This is a genomic window from Virgibacillus salarius (genome assembly GCF_039521925.1).
Lineage (GTDB): Bacteria > Bacillota > Bacilli > Bacillales > Amphibacillaceae > Virgibacillus > Virgibacillus salarius.
Map to the genome: position 1 here is coordinate 1 of NZ_BAAACY010000175.1, position 4,322 is coordinate 4,322.

Here is a 4,322-nt window from a genome sequence, read left to right on the forward strand (position 1 = left end):
CTACTAGAGGAAGCGTAAATCTGAGCATTTAGTGATAAGGACTGAGCGAATTTTGCTCAGGTTTTCTAATCCTGCTTCTTAGATGAAAAAGCATCGATAGGACTCATCAGACACCTTACCAGTGGGAAGCGAAGTATATTTCCAGAGCTACTTACACGCACAATTATTTCTAGCTGTGCGTTTTTTCTTTGCAACATACGTTTGTCCTCGTATCATTTTATAGCTGTAAGAATATATGTTTGAACGCTATCGAGCTTTTTTATCGTGAACGAGCTGGAAACGATTTGACGTTGGAGCAAACATATTCTCCGTATTTTCCTTATGGTTTATGGTACGTTTACTTTTGTATTTTTTAGCAGTAACCCCGATTTTAGCCTGTTGAACTTCCTTAATACCATTAATGATTAGTTGCATAGCAAAGATGCTTAACATAAAGGCAAGTAGAGGAAAGAGAATAAGCCAATATTGTCCACTTTTAAATGAATGTATAGTATTCCCAATTACTCCAGACCACTCGTTCGTAAGTGATTTAGGAGGCTCATTGAACATTGCCGAGCCCATAATTGTCCCGCCAAAAAATAGATCCAACATACCTAAGTGGATAAAAATAAATAAGACTTGAATAAATTGTTGCCCAAATAGAATCGTAAGTTTAGGAAATAGATGTGGCATCACGTGATGTCGCAATATATGGAATCTGCTTCCACCAAGAACACTCGCACTCGTAATAAATTCTTGCTGGAGTATGTTAGTTATATCTTTCCCTATCAGCACCGTTGTTAATGGAATAACTAGAACGGTCAAAATAATGATTTCGATAAGAATGCGTTCAGAAATCGTGTAGGATGGCTCCATTTCCCACCCTAATTGAAGAATGGGTTTCAACAAAATATAAGCAATTAATGTAAGTGGTAGAAAGTGAATAGAATCTACTATTTTAGATAACCAGCTTTGTTTACGTTTACTTATTGAAAAAGCAAACAAAATTCCACCACATAAACCGATAGCAACTCGAAGAAAAGCAATTAAAAAGCCAAAAACTAGTGTATATTTTGCTCCAATAATTAACTGATCCAGCAAATCAAATCCCTCTTTATCAGAACCCAATAAAAACGGATGACCAGGTGGATGTGGTGGAGTACTTTTTATTGTAGTACCATCTTCCTCGTAAAATATGTTTGCCTGATCAACATGATTATCCGTAATAATGGAATAGCCAATACTACCACCAATGGTTAGAATAAAGAACAGGCACCCTATTGCAAATTTATAGTTTTTTAGTTGCCTCCTTAGTGAAGCTATTGGAATTCGAGGTAGCAGCTTTTTCCAATGGATTATCTTTATATGTTTCATTACACAGCTAATTGGCTGAAAGGAAGGTATTTTTGCTAAGTCATGCGATTCAAATGTCGTTGCTTCATCAACCCAAAGGTCAATTAGCTGAAAGGTAATAAAAAAAGGTGTAAATAGCAGGATAAGTGACACAGCTATGGTCATTGGTGAAAAGCTTTCGATAATGTAAAAGGTAAGCCCATTCACATTAAATATTCTCTCAATGATAAACTGACTCGAGAGTGTTGCCCAAATAATTAGCTTGGATTGGTGAAAAGCACTTGGTAGGATGTTTCTAAACACATGACGAATTAGTATAACGGTTTTGGACAGCCCTTTACTTTTTAAAAACCGTACATAGTCCTTTGAAAACTCTTCCTCAATTAAAAATAGTAGAATTTTGAAAAGAAAGATCATCGGTAAGATAGACAAGGTTATAATTGGTCCAGCGTAGGCACGGTCGTCCATGTAGGAGCCTAATGTAAAAAGTGAGACACCAGTCTTGTTATATATATAAATAACTAGCATTTGTAACAGGACGACGAAAACAAGATCAGGGATCGTTTCTAGAAATTCGAGAAACTGCTTAATACCCTGTACAACCTGTTTTGGTAGGGAGTTGACAAAGAAGGCAAGTATAAATGCGATCGCAAAAGCGATACATATAGCACTAAACAAAATACTCATGGAGTATGTAAATGGGACCCATAACGTCTTAAAAATGGGAAATTCGCCTATGGAACCTTCTATTTGATAAGTCCATGACCCTGGTTGAATAAAATTGCCAAGGAACTTCCATAGATCATGGAAATAGAGAATGATATTAGTAATATCCCCTTTAGCAAAAAACTGTGGAAACACACTAATGCAAAGTATTCCTATAATACCGAGAAGATAAAATAACGTTACTTTTATGACTACTTTCACAATAAAACACATCTCTTCAGAAAATGGTAAGTATTTTAACAATTATGATGATATGTTAAGTATAGGTCGAAAAATTCAGCTTGTAAAGCGTTGAGCTATTCCCTACTAGAAGGGAAAATGAATATAGAATGGCTCACGCTCTAATCATCTCTCTCTTGACTTTATGAACTGCAAACTATATAGTAAAGTTACATATTTGAAGCAAGGATGGAGAATAGTATAATCTAGGTTGTCTTTTTTAGAGAGGAAATGGTTGCTGCAAATTTCTAAAGACAAAGATTAGAACCTGCTCCTGAGTTCGTCACCGGAGAGTGTGTATCACACTGTAAGGTGTACGCGGGTAAGTCCCGTTATCAATGCAGAGTGTGCAATAGTTCCTATTGTAAACAAGGGTGGTACCACCAACCTCGGTCCCTTATTGGATGGAGGATTTTTTGTGTTTTAAAATAGGTATTTGAATATAAATAATTAACTTATATAATGAGGTGTTTGCTTTGGGAAAGAAAAATAAGCAGTTTGTGGAAAAAATCACTGCAATGGAGGACGATTTTGCCCAGTGGTATACTGATGTTGTTAAGCAAGCAGAGCTAGTGGATTATGGTCAAGTACGAGGAACGATGATTATTAAACCATATGGTTATGCTATCTGGGAAAACGTAAAAAATGAGCTAGATAAAAAATTAAAAGAGACAGGTCATACAAATGTTGCTTTCCCATTATTTATTCCGGAAAGCTTACTTCAGAAGGAAAAGGACCATGTTGAAGGCTTTGCACCAGAAGTAGCTTGGGTTACGCATGGCGGAGAAGAAGAATTAGCAGAGCGTTTGGCGGTCCGCCCAACCTCCGAAGTGCTATTCTGTGATTATTACTCAAAAAATATCCATTCCTATCGCGATTTACCCAAACTATATAATCAATGGGGAAATGTGGTGCGTTGGGAAAAGACAACACGACCATTTTTACGTTCGTCGGAATTTCATTGGCAGGAAGGTCATACTGCACATGCGACAGATGAAGATGCTGCTAAAGAAACAAACCAAATGCTAGGCATTTATGCAGATGTAGTAGAGAACTATTTAGCGATCCCTGTACTGCGTGGGAAAAAGACAGACAAAGAAAAATTTGCAGGCGCAAAATATACATTAACGATCGAAAGCATGATGCATGACGGTAAAGCTTTACAATCTGGGACATCACATCATTTCGGCTCTGGTTTCGCTGAAGCCTTTGATATTACCTATCTTGATGAAAATGGGGAAAGCCAATTTGTTCATCAAACTTCATGGGGGCTTTCAACAAGAATTATGGGAGCATTAATTATGGTGCATGGTGATAATCGTGGTTTGGTGATCCCACCACGTATTGCGCCTACGCAAGCAATGATCGTTCCAATTGCTCAACATAAAGAAGGAGTACTAGATAAAGCGTATAATCTTCGAGATCAATTGAAAAATTTGATACGTGTTGAGATTGACGGTAGTGATAAAATGCCTGGCTGGAAATTTAATGAATATGAAATGAAGGGTATTCCGGTACGAATTGAAATGGGGCCTAAGGATATTGAAAAAGAGCAGGTAGTTCTTGTACGTCGTGACACAGGAGAAAAAGAATTTGTTTCATTATCTGAGCTTGAACAGCGATTACCTGCATTATTAGAGGAAATTCAGCTTCATTTATATAATAATGCCAAGAAACATCGAGATGAAAAAACAACAGTAGTGACAAATATGGAAGAGTTCGCAAAAACATTGAACGATAACCCTGGGTTTATCAAAGCAATGTGGTGTGGCGATCAAGCATGTGAAGAGAAAATCAAAGAGGATACACTTGCAACTTCTCGCTGTATTCCTTTTGAACAAGAACAAGTTTCTGATACATGTGTATGTTGTGGAAAAGCAGCAAAAGAATTAGTTTATTGGGCAAAAGCTTATTAATGATAAGCGTTAAAACATAAGTTTTTATCACAAGGGCGCAACTTTGCGCTCTTTTTTGTAAGATAAGAAAGTATAAAATCAGTGCAATGACTGCGTTAAGCCAAGTAGTTATTTTGAAATGTTTGATGT

The 4,322-nt window shown here is 36.8% G+C and carries 2 protein-coding genes and 1 other annotated feature; of the genes, one reads left to right on the top strand and one right to left on the bottom strand.

The window, feature by feature from the left end; all coding sequences use genetic code 11:
- Nucleotides 1-246: 246 nt before the first annotated feature.
- Nucleotides 247-2,259, bottom strand: coding sequence for an ABC transporter permease subunit (locus ABDZ84_RS21200; RefSeq protein WP_343782905.1), 2,013 nt, complete (start codon nt 2,257-2,259; stop codon nt 247-249).
- Nucleotides 2,260-2,454: 195 nt separating this feature from the next.
- Nucleotides 2,455-2,678 (top strand) — a binding site (T-box leader).
- A 75-nt stretch (nt 2,679-2,753) separates the two neighbouring features.
- Between ABDZ84_RS21200 and proS the strand changes: the two genes are divergently transcribed.
- Complete coding sequence (gene proS / locus ABDZ84_RS21205; protein WP_121604504.1) at nt 2,754-4,193, top strand: proline--tRNA ligase; 1,440 nt, start codon at nt 2,754-2,756, stop codon at nt 4,191-4,193.
- Nucleotides 4,194-4,322 lie beyond the last annotated feature (129 nt).